The organism is Roseomonas sp. TF40, from assembly GCF_057219975.1.
In genome coordinates this window covers 191,494-217,670 of sequence record NZ_JBXVVR010000006.1, presented here as the reverse complement: position 1 = coordinate 217,670, position 26,177 = coordinate 191,494, and the positions used below count along the sequence as shown (strand labels likewise).

At 70.4% G+C, this 26,177-nt stretch carries 20 protein-coding genes; 7 read left to right on the top strand and 13 right to left on the bottom strand.

Translation table 11 applies throughout. The annotated features are described in order from the left end of the window. Window position 1: 1 nt before the first annotated feature. Genes AC2D9U_RS17820 through aspS form a run of 4 tightly spaced genes read right to left on the bottom strand, consistent with a single transcriptional unit; the run spans window position 2 to window position 5,646 of the window. A complete protein-coding gene (locus AC2D9U_RS17820) occupies window positions 2–2,221 on the bottom strand; it encodes an RNA degradosome polyphosphate kinase (protein ID WP_484751545.1) in 2,220 nt (739 codons plus the stop codon). A gap of 9 nt (window positions 2,222–2,230) precedes the next feature. Further along, on the bottom strand, window positions 2,231–2,953 hold the full coding sequence (locus AC2D9U_RS17815) for an HdaA/DnaA family protein (RefSeq protein ID WP_484751544.1): 723 nt from the start codon (window positions 2,951–2,953) through the stop codon (window positions 2,231–2,233). 35 nt (window positions 2,954–2,988) lie between these two features. Continuing rightward, window positions 2,989–3,837 (bottom strand): cell envelope integrity EipB family protein, encoded by an 849-nt coding sequence (locus AC2D9U_RS17810; RefSeq protein WP_484751543.1) that lies wholly within the window; start codon window positions 3,835–3,837, stop codon window positions 2,989–2,991. 9 nt (window positions 3,838–3,846) lie between these two features. After that, window positions 3,847–5,646, bottom strand: a complete 1,800-nt coding sequence (aspS, locus tag AC2D9U_RS17805) for an aspartate--tRNA ligase (RefSeq protein ID WP_484751542.1) — start codon at window positions 5,644–5,646, stop codon at window positions 3,847–3,849. A gap of 90 nt (window positions 5,647–5,736) precedes the next feature. Between aspS and rnd the strand changes: the two genes are divergently transcribed. Continuing rightward, window positions 5,737–6,918 carry a ribonuclease D gene (gene rnd, locus AC2D9U_RS17800; protein ID WP_484751541.1) on the top strand — a complete coding sequence of 394 codons (1,182 nt, stop codon included), beginning with the start codon at window positions 5,737–5,739 and terminating at the stop codon, window positions 6,916–6,918. Between the two features lie 186 nt (window positions 6,919–7,104). On the opposite strand, the gene AC2D9U_RS17795 is transcribed toward rnd, so the two are convergent. Continuing rightward, window positions 7,105–8,688 carry an ABC transporter substrate-binding protein gene (locus tag AC2D9U_RS17795; RefSeq protein ID WP_484751540.1) on the bottom strand — a complete coding sequence of 528 codons (1,584 nt, stop codon included), beginning with the start codon at window positions 8,686–8,688 and terminating at the stop codon, window positions 7,105–7,107. Between the two features lie 167 nt (window positions 8,689–8,855). After that, window positions 8,856–9,494, bottom strand: coding sequence for a calcium-binding protein (locus tag AC2D9U_RS17790; RefSeq protein ID WP_484751539.1), 639 nt, complete (start codon window positions 9,492–9,494; stop codon window positions 8,856–8,858). 375 nt (window positions 9,495–9,869) lie between these two features. On the opposite strand from AC2D9U_RS17790, the gene AC2D9U_RS17785 reads away from it, so the two are divergent. Further along, on the top strand, window positions 9,870–11,477 hold the full coding sequence (locus AC2D9U_RS17785; protein ID WP_484751538.1) for an MFS transporter: 1,608 nt from the start codon (window positions 9,870–9,872) through the stop codon (window positions 11,475–11,477). Window positions 11,478–11,550: 73 nt separating this feature from the next. Beyond that, entirely contained in the window at window positions 11,551–12,261 is a 711-nt protein-coding gene (locus AC2D9U_RS17780) for a TVP38/TMEM64 family protein (protein WP_484751537.1), read from the top strand. Window positions 12,262–12,270: 9 nt separating this feature from the next. On the opposite strand, the gene AC2D9U_RS17775 is transcribed toward AC2D9U_RS17780, so the two are convergent. Beyond that, on the bottom strand, window positions 12,271–13,629 hold the full coding sequence (locus tag AC2D9U_RS17775) for a glycosyltransferase family 4 protein (RefSeq protein WP_484751536.1): 1,359 nt from the start codon (window positions 13,627–13,629) through the stop codon (window positions 12,271–12,273). A gap of 198 nt (window positions 13,630–13,827) precedes the next feature. Between AC2D9U_RS17775 and AC2D9U_RS17770 the strand changes: the two genes are divergently transcribed. From AC2D9U_RS17770 to AC2D9U_RS17755, 4 genes are all read left to right on the top strand, one after another. Next, entirely contained in the window at window positions 13,828–15,255 is a 1,428-nt protein-coding gene (locus AC2D9U_RS17770) for a mannose-1-phosphate guanylyltransferase/mannose-6-phosphate isomerase (protein ID WP_484751535.1), read from the top strand. A gap of 19 nt (window positions 15,256–15,274) precedes the next feature. Then, complete coding sequence (locus AC2D9U_RS17765; RefSeq protein ID WP_484751534.1) at window positions 15,275–17,449, top strand: glycosyltransferase; 2,175 nt, start codon at window positions 15,275–15,277, stop codon at window positions 17,447–17,449. 52 nt (window positions 17,450–17,501) lie between these two features. Then, window positions 17,502–18,125, top strand: a complete 624-nt coding sequence (locus tag AC2D9U_RS17760) for a ribonuclease HII (protein WP_484751533.1) — start codon at window positions 17,502–17,504, stop codon at window positions 18,123–18,125. Window positions 18,126–18,187: 62 nt separating this feature from the next. Then, window positions 18,188–19,291, top strand: coding sequence for a DNA methyltransferase (locus AC2D9U_RS17755; protein ID WP_484751532.1), 1,104 nt, complete (start codon window positions 18,188–18,190; stop codon window positions 19,289–19,291). Between the two features lie 211 nt (window positions 19,292–19,502). Here AC2D9U_RS17755 and AC2D9U_RS17750 read toward each other — a convergent pair whose 3' ends face one another. The 6 genes from AC2D9U_RS17750 to AC2D9U_RS17725 form a co-directional block, all read right to left on the bottom strand. Next, entirely contained in the window at window positions 19,503–20,447 is a 945-nt protein-coding gene (locus tag AC2D9U_RS17750) for a metal ABC transporter permease (RefSeq protein ID WP_484751531.1), read from the bottom strand. Next, complete coding sequence (locus AC2D9U_RS17745; protein ID WP_484751530.1) at window positions 20,444–21,787, bottom strand: metal ABC transporter permease; 1,344 nt, start codon at window positions 21,785–21,787, stop codon at window positions 20,444–20,446. The genes AC2D9U_RS17750 and AC2D9U_RS17745 overlap by 4 nt, the downstream gene beginning before the upstream one ends. Then, entirely contained in the window at window positions 21,784–22,584 is an 801-nt protein-coding gene (locus AC2D9U_RS17740; RefSeq protein WP_484751529.1) for a metal ABC transporter ATP-binding protein, read from the bottom strand. Before AC2D9U_RS17740 ends, AC2D9U_RS17745 begins: the two co-directional genes overlap by 4 nt. Further along, window positions 22,581–23,591: a metal ABC transporter solute-binding protein, Zn/Mn family gene (locus tag AC2D9U_RS17735; protein ID WP_484751528.1), complete on the bottom strand. Its 1,011-nt coding sequence runs from the start codon at window positions 23,589–23,591 to the stop codon at window positions 22,581–22,583. The genes AC2D9U_RS17740 and AC2D9U_RS17735 overlap by 4 nt, the downstream gene beginning before the upstream one ends. Before the next feature lie 230 nt (window positions 23,592–23,821). After that, window positions 23,822–24,163 carry a hypothetical protein gene (locus tag AC2D9U_RS17730; RefSeq protein ID WP_484751527.1) on the bottom strand — a complete coding sequence of 114 codons (342 nt, stop codon included), beginning with the start codon at window positions 24,161–24,163 and terminating at the stop codon, window positions 23,822–23,824. Window positions 24,164–24,212: 49 nt separating this feature from the next. Next, window positions 24,213–26,063, bottom strand: coding sequence for a potassium transporter Kup (locus AC2D9U_RS17725; RefSeq protein WP_484751526.1), 1,851 nt, complete (start codon window positions 26,061–26,063; stop codon window positions 24,213–24,215). Between the last annotated feature and the right edge of the window lie 114 nt (window positions 26,064–26,177).

Below are 26,177 nucleotides of genomic sequence, written 5' to 3'. Positions count from 1 at the left end.
ATCAATCCTGCAGCACGCGATCCTGCCGCGTGCGCCTGCTGCTGCGAACGGGCCGGCTGAGCGCGCTGCCCCGGCCGGAGAGTGAGGGGTTGGTCATGAAGTATTCGTGCGCGGAGACCGGCTTCGCGCCCGGATCCATGCGGCGATAGGCGCCGTCGGGGCCGAGTTCCCAGCTCTGCATCGTGTCCTGCAGGTTCACCACCATGATCTGGTCCAGCACCTGCGCGTGCACGGTCGGGTTCTCCACCGGCACCATCGTCTCCACGCGCCAGTCGAGGTTGCGCGCCATCATGTCGGCCGAGGAGATGAACACCCGCGCCTTGCGCGAGGGCAGCTTGTGGCCGTTGCCGAAGGCGTAGATGCGGCTGTGTTCCAGGAAGCGGCCGATCAGCGACTTCACGCGGATGTTCTCGCTCAGCCCGGGCACGCCGGGGCGCAGGCAGCAGATGCCGCGCACCACGCATTCCACCCGCACCCCGGCCTGCGAGGCCTTGTAGAGCGCATCGATGATCTGCTCATCCACCAGCGAGTTCATCTTGAGCCAGATGGTGGCGGGCTTGCCCTCGCGCGCGAAGGCGGCCTCGCGCTCGATCAGCCCGATCAACGCGGGGCGGATGGTGAGCGGCGCGAAGGCGAGGCCATCCATCGTCTCGGGCCGCGCATAGCCGGTCATGTAGTTGAACAGCTTCTGCGCATCGCGCGTGAGGCCAGGATCGGCGGTGAAGAAGCTCAGATCCGTGTAGATGCGTGCCGTGATCGGGTGGTAGTTGCCGGTGCCGAAATGCGCGTAGCTGCGCAGCGCATCGCGCTCGCGCCGCACCACCAGCGACATCTTGGCATGCGTCTTGAGCTCGACGAAGCCATAGACGACCTGCACGCCGGCGGCTTCCAGCTCCCGCGACAGGGCGATGTTGCGTTCCTCGTCGAAGCGCGCCTTCAGCTCGACCATGGCGGTGACCGACTTGCCGGCCTCCGCCGCCTCGATCAGGGCGCGGGCGATGGGGCTGTCGCGCGAGGTGCGATAGAGCGTCTGCTTGATCGCCACCACATTGGGGTCGCGCGCCGCCTGGCGCAGGAACTGCACCACCACGTCGAAGGATTCGTAGGGGTGGTGGACGACGATGTCCTTCGCCGCGATGGCCGCGAAGCAATCGCCGCCGAAATCGAGGATGCGTTCGGGAAAACGCGGCGCATAGGGCGTGAACAGCAGGTCCGGCCGGTCATCGACGATCAGCTGCTTCAGGTCGGCGACGCCGAGGAAACCCTTCACCGTGAAGATGCCCGGCCGCGCCGCGTCCAGCTCATCGGCCACCAGCTCGATCATGTCGGGCGCCATGCGCGCATCGATGGACAGGCGGATGGCGCGGCCGCGCCGGCGGCGCTTCAGCGCGCTCTCATAGGAGCGAACCAGATCCTCGGCCTCTTCCTCGAATTCCACATCGGTGTCGCGGATCAGGCGGAACAGCCCCTGCTCGGCCGGGATGAAGCCCGGGAACAGGCGCTGCAGGAACAGCGTGATCACATCCTCCAGCATCACGAAGCGGATCGGCGGGCGGCCCACGCCCGGGGTGGGCACGGCGGGCAGGCGGATGAAGCGCTCGATCTGCGGCGGCACGGGCAGCAGGGCGCGCATGGTCCCGCCATCCTCCTCGCGCACCAGCTTCAGCACCATGCACAGCGCGAGGTTGGCGATGAAGGGGAAGGGATGCGCCGGGTCCACGGCGAGCGGCGTGAGCACGGGGAAGACGCGCTCCATGAACCACTGGTCGAGCCAGGCGCGGTCCGCCTCGGTCAGGTCGGCGGTGTCGCACACGCTCAGCCCCGCTTCATGCAGCAGGCCGCGCAGTTCCTGCCAGGCGGATTGCTGCAGCGCGATCAGCGCCTGCGCCTCGGTATGGATGGCGGCGAGCTGCTGCGTGGGCGTCAGCCCATCGGGCGAGATGGCCGTGATGCCCGCGCGTTCCTGCCCGATCAGCCCGGCGACGCGCACCGAATAGAACTCATCGAGGTTGGAGGCCGAGATCGCCACGAAGCGCAGCCGCTCGAGCAGCGGGTGGCGCGGGTTCGCGGCCTCTTCCAGCACGCGCGTGTTGAAGGCGAGCCAGGAGAGTTCGCGGTTGATGAAGCGCGCCGTGCTGTCGGCGCCGATGGCGGCACCGGGCGCGGGGGCACCGGGCGAGGGGGCGTTGGGCGAGGCGGCGATGGGGGCGGGGGCGTCCATGCCGGCAGTCTAGCCCCGCGCCGGGGGGCGCGGCGAGGGATGGATCGACGCTGTCACAGAACCCTCATCACCCGCCTCCTCCGGCGCCAGCAGCCCGGCCAGGGCGCGGGCCAGGAAGGGGCGCGTCAGCGGCGCGCCCTGCGCGAGGGAGGCCTGGTCGAGCAGCGCCACCGCCTCGGCCACCGCCGCCGCGCGGCGCGGCAGGCGCGCGAGCAGGAAGGCGCGCGCGGGCTGCTCCATCCGCAGCTGCCGGTCCGCGAGATGCTTGGTCAGCAGCGCCTCCAGCAGCACCTCGCCCGGCGGGCCGATGCCCAGCGCGGTGGTGGCGCGCAACCGGCTGGCGAGGTCGGGCAGGGCGGTAGGCCAGCGCGCGGGCGGGGTGCGCGCGGCGAGCAGCAGGGGCTGGCCGGCCTCCGCGCAGCGGTTGATGAGGTGGAACAGCGCCGCCTCGGGCGCGGCCTCGGCGTCATCGAGCGCGGTGGGGCAGGCGGGGGCCAGGGCCTCGGCCAGGCTCAGCCCCGCGCCTTCGATCCGGCGCCAGCCCGGCGTGAAGGCGCGCAGCATATGCGTCTTGCCCACCCCCGCCGCGCCATGCAGCGCGAGCCGCCGCAGCGGCCAGGATTCGGGCGTGGCCAGGAAGGCCAGGGCCTGCGCGTTCGAGGCATCCTCGATCAGGTCCGCCCGCGCGAAGGAAGGCTCGGCCGGGAGCGGCAGGGGCAGTTGCGCGGCCATGGCGGGCGGCACCCCGGGCGGATCGCCGGCGGGGCTCAGCAGCCGCCGGGCAGGGGGGTCAGTTCCAGCATCCGGCCGGTGACCGAGAATTCGCCGAAATCCATGACCAGCTCATCAGCCACGCCATTGTCGTAGTAGCGCAGGCCGACCTCGTATTCCGGCTGGGAGGCGCCGCCACTCGCCGCGCCGCGCTCGAAGAAGGCGATGCGCATGCGCCCCGAGGGCATGGATGCGAGCATCGGGAAGCGCGGCTCGCCCGGCATCACGCCCCAGCCGGCGATGACCGTGGTGGTGTCCTGCGCGCCCTCGTCCGAGGTGCCGTCGAAGAGCGGCGAGACCAGCAGCCGGCGGCCGGCGCGCGCGGTCTCCACCGAGACGACGGTATGACGCATCGGCAGCAGCGTGCCGGGGGGCAGCGTCTCTTCCTGCCCGGCGGGCTCGGTGAAGCGCACCAGGCCCGAGCCATCCGGCTTGAGTTCCGCCTCGCCCGCGACGCGCGAGCTGACCGAGCCCTGCGTGGACTGCACGATGGAGAAGCGCAGGCGCGAGCCGTCCTTCGCCTCATAGGTCGCGTAGTCGGAGACGGTCTCGACATCCGTGCCGTCGCGGTCGGTGACCGTCATGGTCATGCGCTGGCGCGTCGCCCAGCCCTCGCAGGCATCGGCGATGTCGAAGACCATGGCGCCGCGCACCGCCGTGATCGCCCCATCGCGCGAGCCACCGAGATCGAGCCGATAGGCCGCGCGATGCGCCGCCATGCGGCCGATGCCGGCCGTGATGGCCTCGGCCGAAAGGCCATGCGCCGGCAGCACGCTCAGGGCGGGCTGGGCGGCGACAGGCGTGGCCAGGAGGAGGGCGACGGCGAGGGGGGCGAGGATGCGCATGAGGGGTATCTAGGTGGCCTTCTTCGCCGGCGGCAGGTCCAGCCTGATGGAAAGTTCCTTGAGCCGCGCCGGCTCCACCGCCGCCGGGGCGCCCATCATCAGGTCCTCGGCCTGCTGGTTCATCGGGAAGAGGATGACCTCGCGGATGTTCGGCTCATCGGCCAGCAGCATGACGATGCGGTCGATGCCCGGTGCGGAGCCACCATGCGGCGGCGCGCCGTAGCGGAAGGCGTTGAGCATGCCGCCGAAGCGCGCCTCCACCACATCCGCGCCATAGCCCGCGATCTCGAAGGCGCGCAGCATGATGTCGGGGCGATGGTTGCGGATGGCGCCCGAGCTCAGTTCGATGCCGTTGCAGACGATGTCGTACTGATAGGCCTTGATGTCGAGCGGGTTCATCGTGTTCAGCGCCTCCAGCTCCCCCTGCGGCATGGAGAAGGGGTTGTGGCTGAAATCGATCTGTCCGGTTTCCTCGTTCAGCTCATACATCGGGAAGTCGGTGACCCAGCAGAAGCGGTAGGCGTCGGCCTCGATCAGGCCGAGCTCATTGCCGAGCCGCGTGCGCGCCTTGCCGGCGAGCTTGGCCGCGGTCTCGGCCTTGTCGGCGGCGAAGAACACCGCATCGCCATCCTGGAGGCCGCAGGCGGCCTTGATGGCGGCGACGCGATCGGCTTCGAGGTTCTTGGCGATCGGCCCGCCGGCCTCGCCATTCGCGAAGGTGATGTAGCCGAGCCCGCCGGCCCCTTCCTCGCGCGCCCACTCGTTCATCTTGTCGAAGAAGCTGCGCGGATTGCCGGCCGCGCCGGGCGCGGGGATGGCGCGCACCACCGCGCCCTTGTCGATGGCGCGGGCAAACAGGCCGAAGCCGCCGCCGGCGAAATGCGCGGTGACGTCGGCGATGCGGATCGGGTTGCGCAGATCGGGCTTGTCCGAGCCGAACTCCAGCATCGCCTGGTCATAGGGGATGCGCGGGAAGGGCGCGGGGGTCACGGCGCGCTTCGTGCCGGAATAGTCGGCAAACTCCTCGAAGACGCCGGCGAGCACGGGCTCGATCGCCGCGAACACATCCTCCTGCGTGACGAAGCTCATTTCGAAATCGAGCTGGTAGAATTCGCCCGGGGAGCGGTCGGCGCGGGAGGCTTCGTCGCGGAAGCAGGGCGCGATCTGGAAGTAGCGGTCGAAGCCCGCCACCATGCAGAGCTGCTTGAACTGCTGCGGCGCCTGCGGCAGGGCGTAGAACTTGCCGGGATGGTTGCGCGCCGGCACCAGGAAGTCGCGCGCCCCTTCGGGGCTGCTCGCGGTCAGGATCGGCGTCTGGAATTCCGTGAAGCCCTGGTCGATCATGCGGCGGCGGATCGAGGCGATGACGGCGCTGCGCAGCATCAAATTGCGGTGCTGGCGCTCGCGGCGGAGATCGATGAAGCGGTAGCGCAGGCGCAGATCCTCGGGGAATTCCTGCTCGCCCGCCACCTGGATCGGCAGCACCTCGGCGGCGGATTGCACCGTCACCTCGCGCACGCGCAGCTCGATCTCGCCGGTCGGCAGCTTGGCGTTGATGGTCGCACCCTCGCGCGGCACCACCTCGCCGGTCACGGTCACCACGCTTTCGGGCCGCGCCGTGTCGAGGATGCGGAAGGCCTCGCTGCCTTGCGGCAGGACGCATTGCGTCAGCCCGTGATGGTCGCGCAGATCGACGAAGAGCAACCCGCCATGGTCGCGCTTGCGGTGCACCCAGCCCGAGAGGCGAACGGTCTTGCCGGCGTCGGTGGCGCGGAGCGCGCCGCAGGTATGGGTGCGGTAGGCGTGCATGGGGGGCCTGTAATGTCCGAGGTGTGGCCGGCAAAGCGCCTGAGCGGGCCGGGGCTGTCAAGAGTGGCGCGGCTTCGCTAAAGGGGTCGGATGAACCGCCGCCCCGCGGACGCCGATGCGGCGCCCGACCTGATCGCCGACAGCGCTGCCCTCGCCGCCCTCTGCGCCCGCCTGCGCAGCGAGCGCTTCGTGACCGTCGATACCGAGTTCATGCGCGAGCGGACCTACTGGCCCGAACTCTGCGTGATCCAGCTGGCCGGGGAGCAGGAGGTCGCGGTGGTCGATGCCCTGGCGCCGGGCCTCGACCTTGCCCCGCTTGGCGAGTTGCTGGCCGATCCGGCCGTGGTGAAGGTGTTCCACGCCGCGCGGCAGGATGTGGAGATCTTCCTGCTGCGCTACGGCGCCGTGCCCACGCCGATCTACGACACCCAGATCGCCGCCACCGTGGCCGGCTTCGGCGACCAGGTGAGCTACGACCAGCTCGCCCGCGCCCTGGCGAACGCGCAGATCGACAAGGCGCACCGCTTCAGCGACTGGGCGGCGCGCCCGCTTTCGCCCGCGCAGATCGCCTATGCCGCGGCCGATGTCACGCATCTGCGCCGCATCTATGTCGGGCTGACCACGAAGCTGGAACGCGAGGGCCGCACCGGCTGGGTGGCGGAGGAGATGGCCGCGCTGGCCGACCCGGCCACCTATCGCCAGGACCCCGAGACGGCCTGGGAGAAGCTGCGCCCGCGCACGCATAACCGGCGTTTCCTTGGCATGCTGCGGGCCCTGGCCGCCTGGCGCGAGCGCGAGGCGCAGCGCGTGAACATCCCCCGCCAGCGCCTGGTGAAGGATGAGACGCTGCTGGAACTGGCCGCCACGGCGCCCGAGACGGCCGGCGACCTCGCCCGCGCGCGCGGCATCAGCGAGGGCTTCGCGCGCGGCAAGTCGGGCGTGTCGCTGCTGGCCGCGCTGGCCGCCGCCAAGGCGCTGCCCGATTCCGCCCTGCCCGAGGCGCCGCGCGAGAAATCCGGCGCGGGCGCCTCGCCGGCCCTGGTGGCGCTGCTGAAGGTGCTGCTGGCGGCGAAGAGCGAGGAGCACGGCGTCGCCCCCCGCCTGCTGGCCAATACCGAGGAGCTGGAACGCCTTGCGGCCGGCGAGACGGACCTGCCCGCGTTGCAGGGCTGGCGGCGGGATGTGTTCGGCGAAGCGGCGCTCGACCTCAAGGCCGGGCGCGTGGCGCTGGGCGTCGAGGGGCGGAAGGTGAAGTTGATCGCGGCCGGGTAGGCCTGCGGGCGGTCGCGTACCGGAAGAAAATGGGCCTGTCGCCGCGTGGCGACAGGCCCTTTCAGCATCAGGCATTGCGGACGGGTTATTCACCCGTCCGAGGCGCCGGACGGCGCCCGCCGCCAATGCGGCGAGCCAAGGCCGCGGAGGCGGCCGCCCGGCGCTTGAGGGCGCAAGAATACCCGATCAACGGCGCATGCGGACGTGGCGCAGCTCGAGGTCCTCCTGCACGCGCAGCGGCAGCTCGGCCACCGTGTCGCGCACGCCGAAGATCTGCGGCTCCTGGTGCAGCGGGATCATGGGCAGCAGTTCGCGGAAGCGCGCCCAGTACTGGTCGGCCAGGGCCTGACGGCGCGCCTGGTCGGTCTCGACCGCGATCTGGGTCAGCAGGGCGGCCATCTGGTCGTCCTGGAAGCGGCCCCAGTTGAAGCTGCCTTCGCCCAGCAGCTCGCGGCCCGGGTTGGTCATGTCGAAATTGCCCGGGGTCCAGCCCAGCAGGTAGAACTGGTACTCGCCATTGCCGCCGCCCTGCAGGAAGCGGCCGAAGGGCACCGCGTTCAGCCGCGCCTGGATGCCCACGCGCTGCAGCATGCCGACGGCGGCCTGGCAGATCGCCTCATCGTTCACGTAGCGGTTGTTCGGGCAGTTCAGCGTGGTGCGGAAGCCGTTCGGGAAGCCGGCCTCGGCGAGCAGGCGGCGCGAGGCCTCCGGGTCGAAGGGCAGGCGCTCATTCGCCGCCGCCGAGAAGCCGCCGATCGCCTGGGCGATGGGGATGCCCGCCGCGATGGTCGAGTTGCGCAGGATCACGCGCGTGATCGTGCCCATGTCGATCGCCTGGTACATGGCGCGGCGCACGCGCGGGTCGCGCATCGGGTTGGGCGTGCCGGGCGCGTCCATGTTCTCGGGGCGCGAGACATCCATGGCGAAGTAGATGCTGCGCGCCGTCGGGCCCTGGATCAGGCGGATGCCCGGCGCCTGGGAGATGCGCTGCACGTCCTGCAGGGGCACATGGTACATCGCGTCCAGCTCGCGGGAGAGCAGGGCGGCGACGCGCGTGGGGGCGGAGGCGACGGGGCGGAAGACGGCGCGGGTGATGCCGTGCTGCGCCTGGCCCCACCACTCCGGGTTCGGCACCAGCACGGTGCGCTCATCGGCGAGGCGCTCGGTCACGCGGAAGGGGCCGGTGCCGTTGGTGTTGAGCTGGACGAAGGTGTTGGTCGCCCCCGCCTGGCCGGCACGCGCCACGGCCATGGCGTTGTTGGCCTGCACCCAGGCGCGGTTCATGATGAAGAACAGCGTCAGGTCCTGCAGCAGGATCGGGTTCGGGCCGCGGGTGACCATCTCCACCGTGTGGTCGTCGATGGCGGTGACGCCGGTGACCGACTGCAGCACATAGGCCATGTCGTTCTGGCGCACGCGCTCGGCCGACATCACGACATCGGCGGCGGTGAAGGGCTCGCCGCCATGGAAGCGGACGTTGCGGCGCAGGTGGAAGCGCCAGGTGGTGGGGTTCACCTGCTCCCAGCGCTCGGCCAGGGCCGGGGAGAGCGAGCCATCCGCCTCGCGCCGCACCAGCGGCTCATAGACGTTGCTCTTCATGGCGTTGGTCACGCCATGGTTGTTGGCGTGCGGGTCGAGGCCAAGGATGTCGTTGGCGGTCGCCCAGGTGAAGGTGGTGGCCTGCGGCGCGGTGGTGCCGAGCGGCGCGGCGGCGATGAAGGCACCGAGGGCCGCGGCCCCCAGCGCGGTGCGCAGCGAGATCTGCTTCATGTTCTGGTGCTTCCCTGGCTTTGGCAGATGAACGGCCGGCAACATGCGTGAGGTGCCGCGGGCTGTCCAGCGCCCCGAAAAGCGAAGGGCGGAAAAGCGAAGGGCGGCCCTGCCTTCCGGCGGGGCCGCCCCTGGGGGTCTCGGAGAGGCGGGGCCGCCGCCTTGCGTCAGACGATGTTGACCACGTCATCCAGCCCATCCAGCAGGTCGTCGCGGGAGACGCCCTGGAGGGTGATGCTGTCGCCATTGGGGAAGGAGATCACGGCATTGCCGCCGACCTCGGTGATGTAGGGGGCGAGGTCGGACGGGTCGTCGATGCTGGTGCCGTTGATGTTCTCGCGGAACTCCAGCGTGTCCTTGTTGAGGTCGAAATCGGTGATGATGTCATCGCCGAAATTGCTCTCGTAGTAGAACACGTCTTCCTTGAGCGAGCCGCCCGAGCCGTCGCCGGTGAGGGTGTCGTTGCCGATGCCGCCGGTCAGCGTGTCCTCGCCCTGGCCGCCGATCAGGCGGTCATTGCCGGACTCGCCGTAGAGCTCGTCATTGGTGTTGCCGCCATCGATGTAGTCGTGGCCGGCGCCGCCATAGAGCGTGTCCTGCGCGGCCTCGCCATAGATCGTGTCGTTGCCCGAGCCCGCATAGACCAGATCCTTGCCCGAGCCGGCATAGATGATGTCGTCGCCGCCGCCGGTGGAGATCGTGTCGTTGCCGTCCTTGGCGTCCACGAAATCGGGGCGGGTGCCGAAGCCGGTCGTGTCGATGTGGTCGTCGCTGTCGGTGCCGTGGATGGAGGCATAGCCGGTCATGGGAGGGCTCCTTTCCCGGGGCGCCCGCCACGCTGGGCGTCGATCCGGTTCTTCGTGGAAATTCCTATATTTTGGACAAGCCCGGCGTCAACGCTTTTTTATGCCCATTCGCAAAGAAAATCCCGATTTCGCGGCCATTCTCATTTTTGAGGGCAACCCCGGAGCGCCCTGAGGTGTGGGGTCGGGTTCGATGAAATTCGTGAAATCAGAGCGTTGATGATGCTTCGCCCGCCAGCCGGCCTCAGGCTGGGGATGGAGTGACGCATCGACAATCACAAACAAAATATTTTTTGAGATGATTACGCGATGCCGGTCTTGCGCCGGCGCCGCGATTGGCCCTTCCCGCGCCGGCTGGCGCCTGCCAGTCTCCGCCCGATGCGCATGCCCGCCGCCTTCGTGCCCTTGCGCCACCCGGCCTTCCGCCTGCTGTGGTTCGCCAACCTCATCGCCAATACCGGCATGTGGATGCAGAACACCGGCGCGGGCTGGCTGATGACCTCGCTCGCCCCCTCGCCGATGATGGTCTCGCTGGTCCAGGTCGCGAGCCTGCTGCCGGTCTTCCTGCTCGCCCTGCCGGCCGGCGCCCTGGCCGACATCGTGGACCGCCGGAAATTCCTGCTCGTCGCCCAGGCCTGGGTCGCTGCCTGCGGGATGGTGCTGGCCATCCTGACCTTCACCGGCACGCTCGGCCCCTGGGGGCTGATCGCGCTGACCTTCGCCATCGGCGCCGGCACGGCCATGAACTCGCCCGCCTGGTCCGCCACCACGCCCGAGGTCGTGCCGCGCGCCGATCTCGCCCAGGCCATCGTGCTGAACGGCATCGGCTTCAACATGACCCGCGCCGTGGGCCCGGCCATCGGCGGGCTGATCGTCGCCTGGGCAGGGCCGGAGGCGACCTTCGCCCTCAACGCCCTGTGCTTCCTGGCCGTCATCGTCGCGCTGCTGGCCTGGAAGCGTGAGCCCACGCGCCGCACCGGCCCGCGCGAGCATTTCCTCTCCGCCATGCGGGCGGGCATCGGCTTCGCCCGGGCCTCGCCGGTGCTGCGCGCCACCATGATCCGCGGCGTGGTCTTCTTCCTGTTCGGCGCCGCCGTCTGGGGGCTGCTGCCGCTGCTGGTGCGCAAGCAGCTTGGCCTCGGCCCCGAATGGTTTGGCGTGATGCTGGCGGCGATGGGGGTGGGCGCGGTCGGCGCGGGCTTCCTGATGCCGCTGCTGCGCGGCCGGCTCGACCGGGGCGGCACTGTCACCGCCGCCTCGATCCTGGGCGGGGGCGCGCTGGTGCTGCTGGGACAATCCACCACCGCCTGGGTCGCCGCCCTCGCCATGCTGCTCTACGGCGTGTCCTGGCTGGCCGGGGCCTCGACGCTGCAGGCCTCGGCGCAGCTTGCCGTGCCGGCCTGGGTGCGCGCGCGCGCCATCGGCATCTACCAGCTGGCGACCTTCGGCGCGCTCGCCACCGGCGCGGCGCTGGGCGGCTGGGCCGGCGAGGCGCTGGGCCTCGGCCTCGCCCTCGGCACGGCGGGGACGGTCTGCGCGCTTGGCGCGCTGGCCGTGCGGCATCTGGCGATCGAGCCGCAGGCGCCCCCCGAGAACGCGCCGCCCCCCGCTTTGGTGCCTGCCCCCGAACCGGCCGACGCCGCGCTGCGCGGGGCACTCAACGAAAAATCCGGCCAGGTGCTGGAGGTCGTGCGCTACCAGATCGCCCCCGCCGACCGCGAGGCCTTCCTGGCCGCCATGGCCGAGTGCCGGCAGGTGCGGCTGCGCAGCGGCGCGCTGGGCTGGCGCTTGTTCGAGGACATCGCCCATGCCGAGCGCTGGGTCGAGCTCTGGGCGGTGGAGAGCTGGACCGACCATCTGCGCGAGGCCGAGCGCCTGACCGATTGGGACCGCGCCGCCCTGGCCCGCGCCGCGGCCCTGCACCAGGGCAGCGCCCCGCCCGAGGCCGCGCGCTACCTCAACATCGTGCCCGGCGCGGCAGGATGAGCGTGATCGGCGCGTTACCGCAGGCCCGGCCCCGGCGAATCGCAGGGATGTCCCCCCTGGCCGGAGATCTGCCGTGAGCCTCGCCCGCATCCTGCGCGACCGCCGCCTCTGGCTCGGCCTTGCGGCGCTCGGCCTGGTGCTGGCGCTGCGTGCGACGGGGTTGGGCGAGCAGCTTTCGCTCGAGACCCTGGCCCGGCACCGGGAGGCGCTGGACGGTTTCGTGCGCGCCCATGCGGTGGTCGCGGCGGTCGCCTATGTCGCGCTCTACGTCGCGGCGGTGGCCTTTTCCCTGCCCGGCGCGGTGTTCCTGACCCTGGCGGGGGGATTCCTCTTCGGCCCCGTGCTCGGCACGGGCCTGACGGTGCTGGGCGCCACGGGGGGGGCGACGGGGGTGTTTCTCTTCGCGCAGCGCCTGTTCGGCGCCGATGCGCTGGACCGGCTGGGCCCGCGCGCCCAGGCGCTGGGCGCGGGCATCCGCCGCAATGCCGCGGCCTATCTGCTGGTCCTGCGGCTGGTGCCGCTGTTTCCCTTCTTCCTGGTAAACCTCGTGCCCGCCTTCGTCGGCGTGCGGCTGCCGGTCTATGTCGCCACCACGGCGCTGGGCATCCTGCCGGGCACCTTCGTCTTCTCCCTGGCCGGGTCGGGGCTGGGCGAGGTGCTGGCCCAGGGCAGCGCCTTCGAGCTGCGCAGCGTGCTGACGCCGCAGATCCTGGGCGCGCTGCTGGGCCTGGCCGCGCTCGCGCTCGCGGCCATTCCGCTCAAGGCGCGCTTCGCCCGGGGGTGAGGCGCTTCCTCAGCCCGGCAGCGTGACGCCCACCTTGGCGTAGAGCGCGCTGAGGCGCTTGCCATAGGCCTCGCTGTCGAACTTCGCCGCCTGCACCGGCCCCTTCGCCGCCAGCTCGGCGCGCAGCGCGTCGTTGCTGTCCAGCGCCTGGATCGCCTCGGCCATCTGGCGGGTGTCGTAGGGATCGACCAGCAGCGCCGCATCGCCTGCCACCTCGGGCAGGGAGGCAAGGTTGGCGGTCATCACCGGCGTGCCGAGCAGCATGGATTCCAGCACCGGCAGGCCGAAGCCCTCATAGAGCGAGGGGAAGGTCACGGCGCGGGCGCCGCGGATCAGGCTCACCAGCAGGCGGAAGGGCGCGTATTCCAGCATGATGACCTTGCCGCGCAGCTTGCGCGCGAGCGACTGGATGCCGTCCGGCGGGCCGGGGTCGTTCATCACCCGCTGGTCGTCCTCATAGAGCAGCGCCAGCTCCTGCTTCGACTGCCAGGCCTGGCGGCCGCAGATCACGAGCGGGTAGGGGCTGCCTGAGGCGAGGTGCGCCTCGATCAGCCGGCTGACGTTCTTCTTGGGCTCGATGGCGCCGAAGAAGAAATAGTATTGCTGCCAGTCGAGGCCGAAGACGCCCTTCACCTCGGCCCGCGCCAGGGATTCGGGTTTGCCGGTCAGGGCCTTGGGCAGTTCCACCGCCTGATAGGTGCAGGTCACCTGGTCGTCGCGCGCGCCCAGCAGGTCCATGATGTCGCGCTTCGAGGCCTCGCTGACCGTCGCGATATGGTCGCCGCTCGCCAGGATCTCCCGGCAGGTGCCGAGGAAGCGGCGCTTCACGTCCAGCGTGGCGTAGGGCATGCGCAGGGGCACGAGGTCGTGGATCGTGTAGACGTTCTTCGCCCCCTCCACCTTCAGCGGCAGCGGGTAGGTCCAGTGCATCACCTGCGGGCCGTCCGGCAGCGTGACCTTGCCGAAGCGCCCGGCGCGGCCGAAGCCCAGGATGCCGGCGCGGAACAGCTCCGGCACGTTCCAGGCGCGGTCGGCATAGGGAATCCGGCTTTCGATGCCGCGGCGGATGATCCGGTCGGTGATCGGCACGGGCGTGGCGGTGACGCCGAACGAGATGCTGATGCCGCGGCGGAAATCATCGATGGCGCGGATGATGGGGTGGGTGCTGCGCGGCTTGGCGTCCAGCAGCGTGACCTCGCGCAGCAGGTCGTCCTTGCCCGAGGCGGCGGCGCGCTGGCCGTAGAGCACGCCCACCTCCGCCCCCATGGCGCCGAGTTGGAAGGAGAGGTTGCGCGCATAGGTCGCGATGCCGGTGCCCTGCTCCAGGGTCAGGTTGTAGCCATCAAGGGCGATCCGCGGCTTCGGCATCGGTGGAGGCATCCTTGTTCGGGGGCGGCCGGGGTGGGGTAGGGGTGGGCGGGGGTGGCGTCAACCGAGGGCGGCCATCGGCCGTCCCCGGGATGAAACCGGGCGCAACGAAGCGCGGCGGGTATCGGGCGGCGTTGCCTTTCTTTTTCCGGATTGCTGCGACATATCACCCGCATTCACTTCCCGAGGTCTGAACACATGCCCGCAACCGCCCCCGCGATCGTCCCGGTGATTCTGTGCGGGGGCACCGGCTCGCGGCTCTGGCCGCTGTCGCGGGAGGCCTATCCGAAGCAGTTCTGGCCGCTGGTCTCCAAGGGCACGATGCTGCAGGAAACCGCGGCGCGCGCGCGTGGCGAGGGCTTCGCCGCCCCCGTCGTGGTCAGCGGCGAGCAGCATCGCTTCCTGGTCGCCGAGCAGCTGCGCGAGGCCGGGATCGCCAATGCGCGCATCATCCTCGAGCCCGCCGCGCGCAACTCCGCCGCCGCCATCGCCGCCGCCGCCGTGCTGGTGGCCGAGACCGAGCCCGAGGCGGTGCTCTGGATCATGGCCGCCGATGCGGCGATCGCCGACCTGCCCGCGCTGCTCACCGCCCTGGCGCCGGCCGCCGCGGCCGCGCGTGCCGGGCGGATCGCCACCTTCGGCATCCGTCCCACCGCGCCCGAGACCGGCTATGGCTACATCGAGCTGGGCGCACCCCTGGCCGAGGCGCCGGGCGCGCTGGCCGTCGCGCGCTTCGTCGAGAAGCCCGATGCCGCCACCGCCGCGCGCTTCCTCGAGGGCGGGCGGCATCTGTGGAATTCGGGCATGTTCGTCGCCGGCGCGGCGACGCTGATCGCGGAACTCGCCACCCATGCCCCGGCCGTGCTGGCCGCCGCGCGGGCCGCCGTGGCCGGCGATGTCGAGGATCTGGATTTCGTCCGCCTCGGCCCGGGCTTCCTCGACGCGCCCTCCATCTCGATCGACCATGCGGTGATGGAGCGCACGGCCCATGCCGCCGTCGTGCCCTGCGATCCGGGCTGGTCGGATGTCGGCTCCTGGGACTCGCTGTGGGACATCGCGGCGAAGGACAGCGACGGCAACGCCGCGATCGGCCCGGTGGAGATGCTCGATTCCAAGCGCTGCTACGTGCGCAGCGAGGGCCTTCTCACCGCCGTGGTGGGCCTCGATGACGTGATCCTGGTGGTCACCGACGACGCCGTCCTGGCCTGCCCGCGCGCCCGCGCGCAGGATGTGAAGAAGATCGTCGAGAAGCTGAAGGCGTCCGGCAAGAAGGAGGCGACCGAGCAGCGCCTGGTCTATCGCCCCTGGGGTTCCTATGAGGGCGTGGCGCATGGTGCGCGCTTCCAGGTCAAGCGCATCAGCGTGCGGCCCGGGCGCAAGCTCTCCTTGCAGAAGCACTACCACCGCGCCGAGCATTGGGTGGTGGTCGCCGGCACCGCGATCGTCGAGCGCGACGGGGAGCGGATTCTCCTGCGCGAGAACGAAAGCGTCTACCTCCCGCTCGGCTGCGTGCATCGCCTGGAGAATCCCGGCATGATCCCGCTGACGCTGATCGAGGTGCAGTCCGGCCCCTATCTGGGCGAGGACGACATCGTGCGGCTCGAGGACAATTACGGCCGCGCCTGAGCGCGGCCCAGGAGAGGGCATGGATCCGGATCGGGCGCGCGGCATGGCGGATCTGCTGGCCGAGGCCGATCGCCGGCGCGACGCGCAGGACTGGCCCGCGGCGGCGCGTGGCTATGCCGCCTGGCTAGCCCTGCATCCGGATGACGCGGCCATCGCCACCCAGCTCGGCCATTGCCTGAAGGAGATGGGCGACGCCGCCGGCGCGCTCGCCGCCTATCGCCGCGCCGCGCGCTGGCGTCCCGCCGATGCCGATCTCCAGGTGCAGATCGGCCATGCGCTGAAGCTGAGCGGCGAGGTCGCCGCCGCCCGCGCCGCCTATGCCCGCGCGCTCGAGATCGACCCCGCCAGCGACGCCGCCTGGCGCGAAGTGGCGGGGCTGCTCGGCCAGGGTGCGCCGCCTGTCGGCCAGGAACCCCCGCCGGAGGGGCTGAGCCATGTCGATGCCCTGACCGTGGTCTTCGACCTGTCCGACCTGCTCTCCTGGTTCGCGACCTCGCGCATCCCCTCGGGCATCCAGCGCGTGCAGGTCGAGCTGGTGAGTGCGGCGCTGCGCCCCGCCGCCCCGGCCGGGCGTGTGCTGCTCGCCGGCTTCAACGGCGCCACCGGCACCTGGCGCGCCCTGCCGCGCGAGATCTTCCTCCGACTCGCCGCCCTGTCGCGCAGCGGCGCGGAGGCCGAGGACCCCGCCTGGCAGGAAGCCGTGGGCGCGGCCGGCGCCGCGCTGGCCGCCGCACCCGACCTCGCCTTCCCCGAGGGCGCCTGGCTGGTCAATCTCGGCACTTCCTGGGGCCTGCCCGACTACCACCTGGCGCTGCGCGCGGCGAAGGCGCGGCTCAGCCTGCGCTATGCCACGCTGGTGCATGATTGCGGCCCGCTGCTGGTGCCCGAGCATTGCGCGCCCGAACAGGTGGCCAGTTTCAGCCGCTGGTTCGCGAGCCTCGGCCCGCATGCCGACCTGCTCTTCACCACCTCCGCCGCCACCGAGGCGGATCTGCTGCGGCTGCGGGCCGAGCTGCTGCCCGGCCTGCCGGCCCCGCCCACCGCCGTGCTGCGGCTGGACGCCACGCCGCCGCGCCCGCCCGCCGCCGCCACGCTGCACCCGGCGGTCAGCGCCCTGCAGGGCCGGCCCTATGTGCTCTTCGTCGCCACGCTGGAGGCGCGCAAGGATCACCTCTTCATCCTCAACGCCTGGCTGGCGCTGCTGCGCCGCCACCCGGGGGCGAGCCTGCCGCTGCTGGTGCTGGTGGGGCGGCCGGGCTTCCAGGCCGGCCCCGTCTTCGCCCTGCTGCGCGCCGCGCCTGCCTTGGCCGAGGCGGTGGAGGTGCTGAGCGACATCCCCGATTCCTCGCTTGGCCCGCTCTATGACGGCGCGCTCTTCACCCTCTACAACAGCCACCATGAGGGCTGGGGCCTGCCGGTGACCGAGGCGCTGGCGCGCGGCAAGGCGGTGGTCGCGCCGGGCCATTCGGGCCTGCTCGAATCCGGCGCCGGGCTCGCGCTGCATTTCGCCCCGCAGAGCGAGCCGGAATGCCTCGCGCATCTGGAGAGCCTACTCTTCGACCCGGCCGCCCTGCCGGCGCTGGAGGCGCGCATCCGCGCCGAGCTGAAGCTGCGCAGCTGGCCCGCCGTGGCGGACCAGCTGCTCGGCCGGCTCTTCGCCACACCGCCGACCCCGCCCGGCCCGCCCGTGCCCGCGCCGCTGGGCCTGGTGCAGCCGCTCGGGATTCCCCAGGCGCCGCGCCCCGAGCCGGCCATGGCCCTGGCCGATCTGCTGCGCGCCGGCCCCTTCTGGCACCCGCCCGAGGATTTCGGCTGCTGGACGAAGCCCGGCCGCGCCCTGCTGCGCCTGACCCATCCGGCCCCGCCGGGCACGGCGCTGCGCCTGCTGGTGACGCTGCGCGCCCCTTCCGCCGGCGGGCGCGTGGTGCTGCGCGCGGGGGGCGGGCAGCCGCTCGCGCTCGACATGCCGCCGGGCGGCAAGCTCACCGCCGCGCTCGACGTGATGGCCGAGGGGCCGAGCCTGGAACTGGCCATCGAAGCTGCCCCTGCCGCCGCCGCCGGCGCCACGCCCGAGGCGCCGCTGCGCCAGGTCGGGGTGGGGGTGATCTCCGTGATGCTCTGCGAGCGGGAGGATCTGGCCGCGCGGCTCGACTACCTGGAACGCCAGCGCTTCGCCTGGCCGGTGCCGGTTTGAATCCTGCCCGCGCGGCCTCAGCCGGCGCCCTGCTGACGATCCGGAGATCCTGATGCCCGACTTCTCCCTTGAGCGTGCGGGGCCCGGCCCGGTAGCCGGGGTGGACGAGGTGGGGCGTGGTCCGCTGGCCGGTCCTGTTCTCGCGGCCGCGGTCATTTTCCTCGGCCCCCCTCCACCCTGCCTGTCCGCCCTGCTCGACGACAGCAAGCGACTTTCGGCCCGGAACAGGGAGCGCGCAGACCAAGCGCTGCGCCAGGCGGCGGTCCAGGGGCTTCTGGTCTTCGCCCTGGGCGCTGCGAGCGTCGCCGAGATCGGGCGTCTGAACATCCTCCGGGCCAGTCACCTCGCCATGCGGCGCGCGGTGCAGCGGTTGCCGGTCAGGCCGGCCCTCGTGCTTTGCGATGGGAATGCGACCCCCGACTTCGGCTGCCCGAGCCTGGCCGTGGTCGGCGGCGATGCACGCAGCCTCTCCATCGCCGCGGCATCCATCCTGGCCAAGGTGCTGCGCGACAAGGCCATGTCGCGGCTCGAGAAACGCTGGCCCGGCTGGGGATATGGGACGCATCAGGGCTATCCCACGCCGGCCCATCGTGCGCGCCTCGCGGCCCTGGGCCCGACGCCGCATCACCGGCGTGGCTTTGCGCCCGTTGACCAGGCCGTGCTGCGCTTCGGTTGACGACGCGACTCCCGCCCGCGCATGGTGGTCGGGGCGATTCGAAAGGGCGCGGAACGCAAGCCATGGGCACGGGCCTTCACCTGCCGCTCGACGAGATTCTGGTTGGCGACTGCATCACCATGCTGCGGATGCTGCCGCCGGCCTCCGTGCATGCCGTTTTCGCAGATCCACCCTACAACCTTCAGCTCCGGGGTTCCCTGCGTCGGCCCGATGAGAGCCTGGTCGACGCCGTGGACGATCATTGGGACCAGTTCGCGGATTTCGCGGCCTATGACGCCTTCACCCGGCAATGGCTGGTCGAATGCCGGCGCGTGCTGAGGAAGGATGGAACCCTTTGGGTCATCGGGTCCTACCACAACGTTTTTCGCCTCGGCGCCGCCGTGCAGGATCTCGGCTTCTGGATCCTCAACGACATCATCTGGCGCAAGGCCAATCCCATGCCGAATTTCCGGGGGCGCCGCTTCACGAATGCGCATGAGACGCTGATCTGGGCGGCGCATGGTCCCGAGTCCCGGTATCGCTTCAACTATGCGGCCACGAAGGCCCTGAACGACGATCTGCAGATGCGCAGCGACTGGTATTTTCCCCTCTGCACCGGCGCCGAACGGTTGCGCGGCGAGAACGGCGTGAAGCTGCACCCGACCCAGAAGCCCGAAGCGTTGCTGCATCGTATCCTCGTGGCCAGCACCTCTCCGGGCGATGTCGTGCTCGATCCCTTCCTGGGAACCGGAACCACCGCCGCCGTCGCGAAGCGATTGGGCCGCCGGTTCATCGGCATCGAACGCGAGGATGTCTATGCCGCAGCGGCTCGCCTTCGGGTGGATGCGGTTGAGACGCTGCCCGAGGGTTCGGCCTTCTCCCTGCCCGGCAAGCGCGAACAGCCGCGGATCGCCTTCGGGATGCTGGTGGAGCAGGGGCTTGTGCCGCCCGGCACCATGCTGACGGATCGCAACCGCCGCTGGCGCGCGACGGTCGGCGCCGATGGCACGCTTCGATGCGGAAGCTCCACGGGCTCGATCCACAAGGTCGGCGCCGAGATCCAGGCCGCGCCCTCCTGCAATGGGTGGACCTTCTGGCATACGGAACTGCGCGATGGGCGCCTGCGCCTTCTCGACGAACTCCGTCAGGAGTTCGTGTCCCAGCGGCAGGGTTCGACCCCGGCATAGCCGTTCGCCCAGATTGCGCGCCCAGACCGGCCGGAAATCCTTTCAGCACGGGTCGTGCTCCATGATTTCCCTCCTGTCGGGATCAAGACATCCCCGCCGGCTGCATCCCGGGCCCAACTTGCCACAGGCGGTAGAGCATGGTCGCTCCTGATGGATTGACCTATTGTGATATAACCCATTGAATCTACAGAAAAAATAGACGGGCGCGGATTCAGCGGTTGTCGATGTTGCTGTAGATCGGGGCGGTTCTTCCGGCGCTTCGGCCGAAGCGGCCGAAATACCAGGCTGCCGCCAGCAGCACCCCGGCCACCACGGCGACCATGCCGGACGCGCTGAGTCCATGGCCAAGGCCGAGGAGACCGGGCATGGCCGCCGCCGCGAGGTAGCCGCCGGCGCCCATCGTCGCCGCAATGCCAGCCGAGAGCATGAACTGCGCCCGGTAGCTGTTGGTCAGCAACCGCGCCACGGCGGGCGGGGCCACCAGCGCTGCGATGACCAGAACCGAGCCCACGGCCCAGAATGCCGCGACGCAGGCCACGGCGACCAGGGCGAGCAGCAGTGGCGCGAGGAAGCGCGGCGAGTAGCCGATCGCCTGGCCGAAGTCAGGGTCGAAGGCCGCGAGGCGCAGTTCCTTCCACAACAGGGTCAGCGCCAGCAGGATCAGCGCAAGCGCCCCGAAAAGTGTCCAGACCTCGGCCGGGAACTCCGCCATCGCAACCGGATCCAGGAAGGAGCCAAGCCCCGTTGCTGCCGGCCAGATGAGCGCCTCCAGCTGGCCGTAGAGGACGCAGTCCAGGTCGAGGTCGATGGCCCTGGCGCCGCTGGCCTCGATCATCACGAGGCCGAGCGCAAACAGACCCGAGAAGACCACGCCCATGGCGGCACCGGATTCGAGCCGCGTGAGGCGGCTGACCAGGGTGATCAGCATGGCCGCCAGCAGCGCTGCCGCCAGCGCCCCCGCGACCATCGGTACCGGGTCGCGCGTGCCGCTGATCCAGAAGCCCAGCACGATGCCTGGCAGCACGGAATGGCTGATGGCATCGCCCATCAGGGACTGGCGGGTCAGGAGCAGCAGGTTGCCGATCAAGCCGCAGACGAGGCAGGCCAGCGTCGCGGCGAGCAGCGGTGCGAGGTCGAGTTGCAGGAATTCGGTCATTCGTGCCTGCCTCGCCCTGCGTCGCCGTGCGGCGCTTCACCGGGTCGTGGCAATTTGGCGTCCTCGGGCAGGCGTCCGGGGTCATGGCGGCGCAGCCAGGCCTCCGCGTCGCGCGCCACGTCGGGGGGCAGGGCGTGCTCCACCTCATCGGCAGCGCGATGTGCCGCCGGCGCCGGCAGCCCGCCGGCGGCCTGCATGTAGTGTTCCCAGATGCGATGCCGGCGTGTGACGTGTTCGGCCAGCGCCGTGCCGCTTGGCGAGAGTGCGAAGGCCCCGGGGATCATCCACCCCGCCCGGTGGAACCAGGCCGGCAGGACCAGCCGCTGCAGGCGCGACCAGCCGGCGGTCTCGGCCAATTGCTGCCAATCGCGCGGCGGATCGCCCCGCTCTGCGCCTTCGATCATGGAGCGCAAGGCATGGTCGCGCGCGATGGTCAGGGACAGCCGCCCCTGGCGCCATGCAAAGGCCAGCGCCCCGCGCTGGGGGGAGAAGATCAGGGCCAGAAGGAACAGGGCGCAGGCCGTCAACACGATGGTGGCGCCGGTGGGCAATTGCGGCGACGCGGCGGACATCGCGGTGCCGATCCAGGCGGAAAAGGCACCCAGGCCCGCGGCAATCGGAACCATGGCCTCCAGCCGGTCGCTCAGCAGCCGGGCGGTGACGGCGGGGATGACCATGAGCCCCACCACAAGGATCAACCCCACGGCCCGCAGGCCGGAGACCGCGATGGCCAGCATCAGCCCGAGCAGGACCGCATCGAGCAGCCGTACGGGCAGGCCGGCGGCGGCGGCGAAGCTCTCATCGAAGCACATCGCGGCCAAGGGGCGGAAAAGCACCGCCAGCGCCAGCAGGCAAGCCAGGGCCAGGCCCGCGATCAGCGTGGCGTCGGCGGCACTCATCCCCGCAGCGTGACCGAGGATGAAGCCCTTCAGCCCGGCCTGCCCCCCCACCGGCAGGGATTGCACCACCGAGAACAGCACCACGCCGATGCCGTAGCCGATGGACAGGACCAGTGCCATGGAGGCGTCGTCGCGCAGCCGCCCGCCGCGGTTCATGGCGAAGATACAGGCAAGGCCGAGCGCCGCGCTCAGCGCCGCGCCCAGCAGCAGCAGCGGGAGCGAACGCGCATCCAGCCCGAACAGCGCCGCCAGGATGAAGGCACCCGCCACACCCGGCAGCGTGGCATGCGCCGCCGCGTCGCTCACCAGGGCGCGCCCGCGCAGCAGCACGAAGCAGCCGACCGCCCCCGCCGCCAGCCCGAAGGCGATGCAGCCGAGGGCGACGACCGCGGCATTGTAGCCGGCCGAGAAGACCAGGGCGGCCAGGAAATCGCCGCTCATCGTGCCGGCAGCGCACCGTCGCGATTGGCCGCGGCGACTGCCTGCTCCAGCAGGGAAAGCCGCCCCCCATAGGCCCGGCCGAGATTGGCCGCGGTGAAGGTGGCCTCCATCGGCCCATGCGCGATGACCTGCACGTTCAGCAGCAGCACGTCCTGGAAATACTGCGGTGCCGTGGCCAGGTCGTGATGAACGGCGACAACGGTGCGCCCCTCACGGCCCAGTCGCTGCAGCACATCGACGATGGCGCGCTCGGTCGCCGCATCGACACCCGCGAAAGGCTCGTCCATCAGATACAGGTCGGCTTCGAGTGCCAGCGCCCGGGCGAGGAAGACCCGCTGTTGCTGACCGCCGGAGAGCTGGCCGATCTGGCGCTCCGCGAAATCCGCCATGCCGACCTCATCCAGCGCAGCCCGCGCCTTCTCCCGCTCCGCGCGGGGCAGGGGACGGAACCAGCCGGCGCGCGGATAGCGACCCTGGCTTGCCACCTGCAGCGCGGTCACGGGGAAGTCCCAGTCCACACTCGCGCGCTGCGGCAGGTAGCCGATGCGTCGGCGCGCTGCCGCCAGCGGTTGGCCGAAGATCCGCACATCGCCCGACAGCCGCGGCACAAGCCCGAGCGTGGCCTTGATCAGCGTCGACTTGCCTGCCCCGTTCGGCCCGACGATCGCCACAAGCCGCCCCGGCGTGCAGGACCAGGTGACATCCCACAGCACCGGCTTCTCGCTGTAGGCGACCGAGAGATGCCGCACGGCCAGCGGGGCGACCTGCAAGGCGACGACGGCGGCGGAGGGGCTCATGCCCGTGTGCCGAGACGATTCTGGAAGCCGCGCTCCGGCGCCTGCCCGCCCAATGCGCGGACCAGCGTCGTCACGTTGTGATCGATCATGCCGATATAGGTGCCCTCATAGCTTCCCGGCTCGCCCATGGCGTCGGAGAACAATTCGCCGCCGACGCTCACGCGGTGACCGCGCACGGCGGCGCCCTCGACCAGCGCGCGCACATTGCGGTCGGACACCGAACTCTCGACGAAGACCGCAGGGATCCGGTCGGCGACCAGCCGGTCCACCAGATCCTGGATGCGTCGCACGCCGGCCTCGCCCTCGGTCGACAGGCCCTGGATGCCGAGAACCTCGATGGCGTAGCGGCGCTCGAAGTAGTTGAAGGCGTCATGTGCCGTGACCAGCACACGCTGCCGCTCGGGGATCGAGGCGATGGCGCGCTCGGCATAGGCGTCGAGCTCCGCCATCTTTGCCTGAACCGCCGCGAGGTTGCGGCGATAGGTGTTGGTCCCGGGGCGATCGAGTTCGATCAGCCGGTCCGCCATGAAGCCCGCTGCCTGGGACCATAGCCGCACATCCATCCAGACATGCGGGTCATAGAGGCCGTTCTCGCCTTCGGGCTCGATCAGCTGCTCCTGCGGCAGCAATTCCGTGACGGCGAAGACCGGCTTGCCGCTGCGCGCGACCCGCACGATGGCGTCCGTCATTTTCCCTTCGAGCACCAGGCCATTGTAGAAGATGACATCGGCGCGGAGCATGCGTGCGACATCTTCGCGCGTGGCGCGATAGAGATGCGGATCGACCCCCGCTCCCAGCAGCGTCTCGGCGCGGATGCGATCGCCGCCGATCTGGCGGACCACATCGCCGATCATGGCGATGGTGGAGAGCACATTCAGCGGCAGGCGCCGCTGCGAGCCCTGGGCAAGGGCCGGGCTGGCGCCGGCGGCACCGAGCGCCAGGCCCAGGCCCAGAGCCAGGGCGTTGCGGCGCGGGATTGCCTGGCTGTCGTGGCGACGGTCATGCATGGCTGTATCACCCCCTGCTTCCGGACGGAAAAACCTTGGCCAAGAGGATGGTCTCTGCATCTTCACGTTCAAGCACGAAAATGCAGCCTTGGCTAAGTTTTTCGGTATCCTCTCGGGCGCGCGGGTTCTTCGCCATCGGCGTCCGGTGCATCGGTGCCCATCAATAGTGATTTAGTTTCAATGTCTTATGGAGCTTGGCATCGATCCGCCACGATCCATCATGCGCGAACTCAGCCGATGCTGACCACCCGCCAGGCGGTGGTGACGCCGTTGGGGGCGCACAGGCTCACCACTTCGCCGGGGCGCAGGCCGCCTTCGAGGTTCAGCAGCCGGTGCGGCGCAGCTTCCGGATCTATGCCCTCGCCCGGCGTAAGGCGCAGCGACCAGCCCTCCTCGTCATGGATCACATCGCCATGGCGTATGGGTGCGTCGGGGCGGTGGCGTTCCGCCGGCCAGGGCTGCGGGTCCGCGAGCCAGGCCGCGCGGTCGAAGTGACCTTGCGCGTCGAGCACGGCCGTGAAGCGGATCAGATGCGCCTCGGCCGGGCTGCCCGGCTGCCAAGCCATCACCATCGTCACCTGCATGCGCCGCCCTGCCAATGGCCGGACCCTCCCTGGCGTTTCAGATGGCGACCCTGACGCCGAGTTCCACCACGCGGTCGGAAGGAATGCGGAAGAACTCCGTCGCCGGCATGGAGTTGCGGGTCAGCAGCGTGAAGATCCACTGCCGCCAGCGCGACATCTTCGGCACCGCAGCCGCCACCACCGTCTCGCGCCCCAGGAAGTAGCTGGTCTGCATCGGCTCGAAGGGGATGCCGATGTCGCGCAGCGATTCCAGCTCCCGCGGGATGTGCGGGCTCTCCTGGAAGCCGTAGCGCAGGATCACGCGGTGGATGTCGGGGGCAAGCTCCGTCACCTCGCGCCGTGCCTCGGCGCCGACTCGCGGGATGTCCTCATTGATCACGGTCACGAACAGCACGCGCTGGTGCAGCACCTTGTTGTGCTTGAGGTTGTGCAGCAACGCGGCCGGCACGAAATCCGCCTGCCCGGTCATGAACACGGCGATGCCCGGCACGCGCGTGGTGCGGCTCTGCGGCAGGCGGGCGAGGAAGGATTTCAGCGGCAGGCTGTCCTGCCGGAAGCGCGCGAAGAGCAACTCGCGCCCCTGCTTCCAGGTCAGCATCAGGATGAAGGTGAAGATGCCCAGCAGCAGCGGCACGTAGCCGCCCTCGGGGATCTTCAGCGCGGTCGAGATGAAATAGGCGAGGTCGAGCAGCAGCAGCGGCCCGAAGACGCCGATCACCAGGGGCCATGCCCAGCCATAGACGCGCCGGAACACCAGCAGGGCGAGGCAGGAGGTGCACAGGAAGGTGCCGGTGACCGCAAGGCCATAGGCGGCGGCCAGGCTGTCGCTGTTCTTGAACTCGAGCACCAGGATGATCACGCCGATCAGGAGCATGAAGTTCACCTGCGGCATGTAGATCTGGCCCTGCTCGGTCTCGCTGGTGTGGCGCACCTCGAGCCGCGGCGTGAAGCCGAGCTGCACGCATTGCCGCGCGATCGAGTAGGCCCCCGATATCATGGCCTGGGAGGCGATGATGGTCGCCGCCGTCGCCAGCACCACCAGCGGCAGGCGGAACCACTCCGGCGCCAGCAGGAAGAAGGGGTTCTCGATGGTGGTGGCATCCGAGAGCAGCAGCGCGCCCTGGCCGAAATAGTTCAGGGTCAGCGCGGGCAGCACCAGCGCGACCCAGGCCAGCTGGATCGGGCGACGGCCGAAATGGCCCATGTCGGCGTAGAGCGCCTCGGCCCCCGTCACGGCCAGCACGACCGAGCCGAAGGCGATGAAGGCCGCCAGCTTGTAATGCGCGCAGAACCCGATCGCGTAGGTGGGGGAGAGCGCGACCAGCACGCCCGGTTCCTGCACCACCTCGATCAGGCCGAGCGTGCCCAGCACCAGGAACCACACCAGGCAGATGGGGCCGAAGATCGCGCCCATGCTGCCCGTGCCCTTCCACTGCACCAGGAAGAGCGCGAGCAGGATGCCGAGCGCGATGGGCACCACGGCTTCCTCGAAGGTGGGCGAGATGACCTTCAGCCCCTCGACCGCGCTGAGCACGGAGATGGCGGGCGTGATGATGCCGTCGCCAAAGAACAACGAGGCCCCGACGATGCCGATCAGCGCCACGATCCAGCGCCCGCGCGGTGTCGCCGTGTGGCGCTGCGCGAGCGCCATCAGCGCCAGGATGCCGCCTTCGCCACGGTTGTCGGCGCGCAGCACGAAGAGCACGTATTTCACCGTGACGGTCAGCACCAGCGCCCAGAAGATCAGGCTGAGCAGGCCCAGGATCTCCCAGCGCTCGACCCCGTCATCCGCGAAATGCAGCAGCGCGGCGCGCATGGCGTAGAGGGGGCTGGTGCCGATATCGCCATAGACGATGCCCAGGACACCGATCAGGGCAGCCTTCGTCACGGGACGATCTGCTGCGGGGGAATGGCTCAAGGGGGCACTCCGAAGCCGTAACCGACTCAGGCATAGGCCCGCTTGGCCCCGCGGCGCAAGGGCACCGCGGGGGCGCGCAGCAAG

Excerpts from the sequence above, each read along its gene's own strand:
- AC2D9U_RS17820 (WP_484751545.1), bottom strand. The coding sequence starts at position 2,221 with ATGGACGCCCCCGCCCCCATCGCCGCCTCGCCCAACGCCCCCTCGCCC.
- AC2D9U_RS17815 (WP_484751544.1), bottom strand. The coding sequence starts at position 2,953 with ATGGCCGCGCAACTGCCCCTGCCGCTCCCGGCCGAGCCTTCCTTCGCG.
- AC2D9U_RS17810 (WP_484751543.1), bottom strand. The coding sequence starts at position 3,837 with ATGCGCATCCTCGCCCCCCTCGCCGTCGCCCTCCTCCTGGCCACGCCT.
- aspS (WP_484751542.1), bottom strand. The coding sequence starts at position 5,646 with ATGCACGCCTACCGCACCCATACCTGCGGCGCGCTCCGCGCCACCGAC.
- rnd (WP_484751541.1), top strand. The coding sequence starts at position 5,737 with ATGAACCGCCGCCCCGCGGACGCCGATGCGGCGCCCGACCTGATCGCC.
- AC2D9U_RS17795 (WP_484751540.1), bottom strand. The coding sequence starts at position 8,688 with ATGAAGCAGATCTCGCTGCGCACCGCGCTGGGGGCCGCGGCCCTCGGT.
- AC2D9U_RS17790 (WP_484751539.1), bottom strand. The coding sequence starts at position 9,494 with ATGACCGGCTATGCCTCCATCCACGGCACCGACAGCGACGACCACATC.
- AC2D9U_RS17785 (WP_484751538.1), top strand. The coding sequence starts at position 9,870 with ATGCGCATGCCCGCCGCCTTCGTGCCCTTGCGCCACCCGGCCTTCCGC.
- AC2D9U_RS17775 (WP_484751536.1), bottom strand. The coding sequence starts at position 13,629 with ATGCCGAAGCCGCGGATCGCCCTTGATGGCTACAACCTGACCCTGGAG.
- AC2D9U_RS17770 (WP_484751535.1), top strand. The coding sequence starts at position 13,828 with ATGCCCGCAACCGCCCCCGCGATCGTCCCGGTGATTCTGTGCGGGGGC.
- AC2D9U_RS17765 (WP_484751534.1), top strand. The coding sequence starts at position 15,275 with ATGGATCCGGATCGGGCGCGCGGCATGGCGGATCTGCTGGCCGAGGCC.
- AC2D9U_RS17760 (WP_484751533.1), top strand. The coding sequence starts at position 17,502 with ATGCCCGACTTCTCCCTTGAGCGTGCGGGGCCCGGCCCGGTAGCCGGG.
- AC2D9U_RS17755 (WP_484751532.1), top strand. The coding sequence starts at position 18,188 with ATGGGCACGGGCCTTCACCTGCCGCTCGACGAGATTCTGGTTGGCGAC.
- AC2D9U_RS17750 (WP_484751531.1), bottom strand. The coding sequence starts at position 20,447 with ATGACCGAATTCCTGCAACTCGACCTCGCACCGCTGCTCGCCGCGACG.
- AC2D9U_RS17745 (WP_484751530.1), bottom strand. The coding sequence starts at position 21,787 with ATGAGCGGCGATTTCCTGGCCGCCCTGGTCTTCTCGGCCGGCTACAAT.
- AC2D9U_RS17740 (WP_484751529.1), bottom strand. The coding sequence starts at position 22,584 with ATGAGCCCCTCCGCCGCCGTCGTCGCCTTGCAGGTCGCCCCGCTGGCC.
- AC2D9U_RS17735 (WP_484751528.1), bottom strand. The coding sequence starts at position 23,591 with ATGCATGACCGTCGCCACGACAGCCAGGCAATCCCGCGCCGCAACGCC.
- AC2D9U_RS17730 (WP_484751527.1), bottom strand. The coding sequence starts at position 24,163 with ATGGTGATGGCTTGGCAGCCGGGCAGCCCGGCCGAGGCGCATCTGATC.